A 5527-nucleotide genomic window follows, 5' to 3' on the forward strand; every position below is an offset into this window, starting at 1 on the left:
GCGAGGAGAGCATCATGCAGGACTTTACCTATCAGAACCCGACCCGCGTGCACTTCGGTGCCGGCCAGATCGCCAAGGTGCGTGACGAGATTCCGGCGGATGCCCGCGTGCTGGTCACCTACGGTGGCGGGTCGATCAAGCGCAACGGCGTGATGGATCAGATCGAAGCCGCACTGGAAGGCCGTCAGTGGTGGAGCTTCGGCGGCATCGAGCCGAACCCGAGCTATCACACCCTGCTCGAAGCCCTGGAAGTCATCAAGCGCGAGAAGATCGATTATCTGCTGGCGGTCGGAGGTGGCAGCGTCGCCGATGGCAGCAAGTTCCTCGCGCTCGCCGCCTGTCATGCCGGTGATCCGTGGGAGATTCTCGCCGAGGGCAAGCACCCCGAGACGGCGCTGCCGCTGGGCGTGGTGCTGACACTGCCGGCCACCGGCTCCGAGTCCAATGGCAACGCCGTGGTCACCAACTACGAGACCCACGACAAGCTGCCGATGTTCAGTGAGCTGGCCTACCCGCGCTTCGCGGTGCTGGACCCGGCCACCACCCTGACCCTGCCGGAGCGTCAGAGCGTGAATGGCGTCGTCGATGCCTTCATCCACGTCAGCGAGCAGTACCTGACCTATCCGGTCAATGCGCCGGTGCAGGACCGCTTCTCCGAGGGGCTGCTGATGACGCTGATCGAGGAAGGCCCCAAGGTGCTGAGTCAGCCGGATGATCTGGCCGTGCGCGCCAACATCATGTGGGCCGCCAACCTGGGCCTCAACGGCCTGATCGGGCGTGGCGTGCCGCAGGACTGGGCCACCCACATGATCGGTCACGAGATCACCGCACTGCACGGTGTCGATCATGGTCGCACCCTGACCATCGTGATGCCGGCGCTGTGGGAAGAATTGTTCGAGGCCAAGCGTGCCAAACTGGCGCAATACGGTCGCCGCGTCTGGGCGCTGGAGGGCGATGAGGAGAGCGTCGCGCGCGCCGCCATCGACAAGACCCGTGACTTCTTCACTCGTCTGGGCGCGCCGGTGTCGTTGAGCGAAGCCGGTATCAGTGCCGACAGCATCGATCAGCTGGTCGACAACCTGACCCGTCACGGCTTCACCGCCATCGGTGAGCACGGCGATATCACGCCGGACGTGGCGCGTCGTATCCTGACCCGCGCTGCCTGATCGCACGCGTCAGTCAGGGCCGAGTGTCAGCCTCAAACCCCTCGTCACCCCTGGTGGCGAGGGGTTTTGCGTATCTCCCCCCTTGTTGCAGCTTGCCGATCGCCAGATCGCGTCACGCCAAAAGGCCGGATTCACTTGACGAGACTTCGTCGCCGGCCGGTTTTTGTTACTCTATAACCTTTTGCACGCCCTTCATCTTGCGGAGATTTCAGCATGTCTGTGGCTTCACGCGGCGCCAGGAGCGGCGACGCCTTGACGGAACCAGCTCCGATTCCGGTGCATCTGATCACCGGCTTTCTGGGAACGGGCAAGAGCAGTTTCATCCAGGCATTGGTCGCGGCCAAGCCGGCGGATGAGCACTGGGCGATCCTGGTCAATGAGTTCGGGCAGGTGGGGATCGATCAGGCACTGTTTGCCGGGCGCGAGGATGTCAGCGTCAAGGGGCTGCCCGGCGGGTGTCTGTGCTGCCAGCTGGCCTTCGTGCTGCAGGCGGGGCTGGTCAGTCTGATCCATCAGACGCGACCTGATCGTCTGATCATCGAACCTTCGGGGCTGGGGCATCCGGCGGGGCTGATCGATGTGCTGCGCAGCGAAGGGCTGGCCTCGGCGCTTGCGCTTGAGGAAGTCATCACCCTGCTGGACCCGCGTGCACTGGACGATACCCGCACGCGTGAGCACGGCACCTTCCAGGACCAGCTGACGCTGGCGGGCGGCGTGGTGCTCAGCAAGCGTGATCTGGCGAGTGATCAGCAGCTGGCGGCCGCGCATGAGTTTCTGGCGGGGATGTGGCCGCGCAAGCGCTGGGTCGGTGAACTGGGCAGAGCCGACGGCGAAAGCCAGCCGCCGCAGGCCCGCATGGCCGGTCAGAAGGTCGCACTGATCGATTGGCTGCTGTCAGCAGAACGCGCGCCTCAGCGCCAGGGCGGCGGGCACGTAAGCGCAGCGCGTGAAGACCAGCCCGAGATCAGCATGCCGTCCGCCCATCGCGCTGCACGGGATAGGGCGCGTCTGGCGGCGCAGGCCAGTGATGAGCCGTCCGCCTCAGGTGTGATGCCGCTGCCCGGCGCACCGGTGATCGAACAGGCCGAGGGGCTTGAGCATGCCAGTCTGGGCTGGCGAATCGCCGCAAGCGAGGTGTTCGATCTCGATCAGCTGACCCAGTGGCTGGATGGCCTGCCGCGCGAGTGGCGCATCAAGGGCATCTTTCACACCCAGGATGGTTGGCGCAGCTATAACCGCGCCAATGGGCGTGCCGAGCTTGCGCCGTCCAGTTGGCGCGAGGATTCGCGGCTTGAGCTGATTGCACCGCTGGATGGGCAGGGCCAGGAGCAGGAAGGGATGGTGGCTGCGTTGCCGCTTGAGGATTCCCGCCAGCTGAATGCAGCCTTGCTGGCCTGTCGCAGCGACGGTGCCGCCAGGCCCTTCAACTTCTTCGGCGAGTGAGCTGAGCACCTCCCTCAGGAAGCGCTTTTTACGTCAGGCGCTCCCACTCGCCGATCAGGCGCAGGGCCTCTTCGCGGGAATCGCCACACAGCTCGTGATCGAAATCGAAGTCGCCGCACACCGCCGGGCGCTGCGGCGTGCCGAACAGCTTGCACAGGTTGTCGTCATCCAGCTGCACGCAACGCACCCCCGCCGGCTTGCCATTGGGCATGCCGGGAATCGGGCTCGAGATCGAGGGGGCGATGCAGCAGCCGCCGCAACCGGCACGACAGCCGGGAGCGGCAGCTTCTGCAGAAGGGGCGGCGGTCTGCGTCATGAGGTGGCGGACGTGTCTTCGTGCTCGGGAAGGACGAGCGGCTCGCGCGCCGTCTGCGGGGTATGGCGCGCGATGGCGCCCTTGTTGATGCCCTCGTAGGCTTCGACGCGGATGCTGTCACCGCTGTCGAGGGCGATCTGGCGCGCCAGCCAGTCGGCGATCCACTCGATGGTGGTCGGTGTCGGCAGCAGCCAGACCTGCTTGCGCGGCAGGCGGATGCGGAACCTGCCCTGCGGCGCTTCATAGCTGAATACCAGCTCACGTCCCGGGCGGTCGATCAGATCGCCTTCCTCGGCCAGGTAGCGGTCGTTGAGCTTCTCGGCCCACTCGGCTTCCAGCGCCGTGTCCCGCACACCATTGCGCTCGATGATCAGCGGCGAGCGATGCCCATGCGCGATACGCTGGCAGTTGCCGCTGTGATGACGCAGGCCATGACTGTAGGTGTAGGCGGCGCCGTCGATGGTCTCGTCTCGCAGACGCACACGCAGCGCCTCGACGCGCGGCGGCAGGCGGCGAGTCAGCAGCTTCTCGAAGTGATTGGCCAGCACCTCGGTGGTGACCTCGGCCACCGGCAGCAGGCAGAAGGCCTGACGCGGGCCGCGCACTTCCATGGCGTAGGGCTGGGTGAAGCGCAGGCACAGTCCTTCCGGGCAGTCCGTGACGCTCACGCCTTCGGCCTGACTGGGCACGATCAGGGTGTGATCGGCGTCCTGATCGATCATGCGCTTGGCCCACGGCTTGACGTCGCCGAAGTCGAACAGCATGCCGTCATGGCCGACGGCGCCGTCCAGCTCCAGGTCCAGATGCTGGCTGATGCCGTACAGGCCGCGGGTATTGCTCCACACCGAGGCATCCACCGCGGTGAGGGCCCTGACGAACAGGGTCTTGGGAGTCATTGCGGTCATCAATCGATACCACTGATCTTGTGAGTCTGCAGCGAGAGCTGCCACTGGGGATTGCGCATGCAGTAGCTGACGCACTGGTTCATCGGCGTGTCGGACGCCAGCACCTCGCGGTAATGCTCGCGGGCCGCGGCAGGCGCGGGCAGGGCATCGAGGGCGGCGGTATCCAGTGGCTGCAGATAGAAGTGCGCGAAGTCCAGGCTGACGAAGCGCTCCGGCAGGGCCTCCGGCTGCGGGTAGACGAGCTTGAGCTCATCGCCGCCGGTGAGGACCAGCTCGCTTGCGCCCTTGGGGCTGACACACAGCCAGTCGATGCCGGCAGGCGGCTCGACGGTGCCGTTGGTCTCCACCGCGATCTCGAAGCCGCGGGCGTGCATCGCGTCCACCAGCTCACTGTCGAGCTGCAACAGCGGCTCACCGCCAGTGAAGACCACATAGGGCGTGGCGATGCCGGTGTGCTCCGGCCACAGGCTGGCCAAAAAGTCCGCCAGCGCGTTTGCGGTGCGGAACTTGCCGCCATTCTGGCCGTTGGTGCCGACGAAATCGGTGTCGCAGAAGCGGCAGACCGAGGTGTCGCGGTCCTGCTCGCGGCCACTCCACAGATTGCAGCCGGCAAAGCGGCAGAACACGCTGGCGCGCCCTGCGCGAGCACCTTCGCCCTGCAGGGTGTAGAACGCTTCCTTTACCGTATACATCAGAGTGTGCCTGCGCCCTTGGCCGAGTCGGTCGTTTCGTAACCGAGCGGATCGCTCAGCCCATGGGCGGCGAAGGCCTCGAGACGCTCACGGCAGCTGCCGCATTCCCCGCAGGCCAGTTCGCGGCCTTCGTAGCAGGTCCAGGTCTGGGCATAATCGAGCTGCATGGCGATGCCGGCGGCCAGAATCTCGTCCTTGCTCGCGTGCAGGAAGGGCGCGCGAATCTCCACCGGCGAGAAGTTGGCGATGGCGGCGACGGCGTTCATCTTGTCGACGAACTCCGGACGGCAATCCGGGTAGAGCACGTGATCGCCACCGTGGGCACCATAGAAGCAGACCTCGGCCTCGATGTTGACGGCCTTGGCGATGGCCAGTGACAGCAGGATCATGTTGCGGTTGGGCACCACGGTCGAGGTCATGGAGGCCTCGTCGTAGTCGGCCTTGGGCATCGCCTGGTCACTGTTGGTCAGCGCGGAGTTGTCGATCAGGCCATGGATGGCGCGAATGTCGACGACTTCGTGGGCGACGCCCAGCGACTCGCAGACCTGGCGTGCGACGTCGAGCTCACGCGAGTGACGTTGGCCATAATGGAAGGAGAGGGCATGTACCTCGAAGCCTTCCTTCAGCGCCTGGTGCAGGACAGTGTAGGAGTCCATGCCACCGGAGTAGATGACGACGGCGCGGGGGCGCTCTGCAGAGGAGGCAGAAGCGGAGACAGCGGAATTCTGGACGTTGAGAGTCATGACGGAGAATTTCTTTGACCGATGGATTCGGCGCCCGGGATCCGGTCCGGGCGAAACGGGCGCCTATCCTACTCTTCCACACGCCTTGATGCCACTCGTGCACTGGTGCGGGGCGCGGATACGCCGCCTGTCGCCAGGTTCGGAAGCGGCCATGGCAGCCAAGCGTTGAGTCGGCGAGAAAATAGCCTTGGTACCCGCACCACAGGCTGGCATAGACTCGGAGTATTAGCGAAGCGTAGAGAGAGTCGTCTGCGTGCTGCAC

The 5527-nt window shown here is 65.3% G+C and carries 6 protein-coding genes; 2 read left to right on the plus strand and 4 right to left on the minus strand.

The annotated features are described in order from the left end of the window. Both AC4FAH_RS08715 and AC4FAH_RS08720 read left to right on the plus strand, forming a co-directional pair. A partial coding sequence (locus AC4FAH_RS08715; protein ID WP_490245909.1) for an iron-containing alcohol dehydrogenase occupies window positions 1-1166 on the plus strand: 1166 nt, incomplete at its 5' end. Window positions 1167-1418: 252 nt separating this feature from the next. Further along, entirely contained in the window at window positions 1419-2609 is a 1191-nt protein-coding gene (locus AC4FAH_RS08720) for a CobW family GTP-binding protein (RefSeq protein ID WP_490245910.1), read from the plus strand. Window positions 2610-2637: 28 nt separating this feature from the next. Here AC4FAH_RS08720 and AC4FAH_RS08725 read toward each other — a convergent pair whose 3' ends face one another. Genes AC4FAH_RS08725 through queC form a run of 4 tightly spaced genes read right to left on the minus strand, consistent with a single transcriptional unit; the run spans window position 2638 to window position 5265 of the window. Continuing rightward, window positions 2638-2925: a YkgJ family cysteine cluster protein gene (locus AC4FAH_RS08725; protein ID WP_054555488.1), complete on the minus strand. Its 288-nt coding sequence runs from the start codon at window positions 2923-2925 to the stop codon at window positions 2638-2640. Then, window positions 2922-3821 (minus strand): 6-carboxytetrahydropterin synthase, encoded by a 900-nt coding sequence (locus tag AC4FAH_RS08730; protein WP_279839370.1) that lies wholly within the window; start codon window positions 3819-3821, stop codon window positions 2922-2924. The genes AC4FAH_RS08725 and AC4FAH_RS08730 overlap by 4 nt, the downstream gene beginning before the upstream one ends. Before the next feature lie 8 nt (window positions 3822-3829). Beyond that, a complete protein-coding gene (queE, locus tag AC4FAH_RS08735; RefSeq protein ID WP_107336280.1) occupies window positions 3830-4522 on the minus strand; it encodes a 7-carboxy-7-deazaguanine synthase in 693 nt (230 codons plus the stop codon). Further along, window positions 4522-5265, minus strand: coding sequence for a 7-cyano-7-deazaguanine synthase QueC (queC, locus tag AC4FAH_RS08740; protein WP_107336281.1), 744 nt, complete (start codon window positions 5263-5265; stop codon window positions 4522-4524). Before queC ends, queE begins: the two co-directional genes overlap by 1 nt. Window positions 5266-5527: the final 262 nt, after the last annotated feature.

It is taken from the genome of Cobetia sp. (assembly GCF_983723665.1).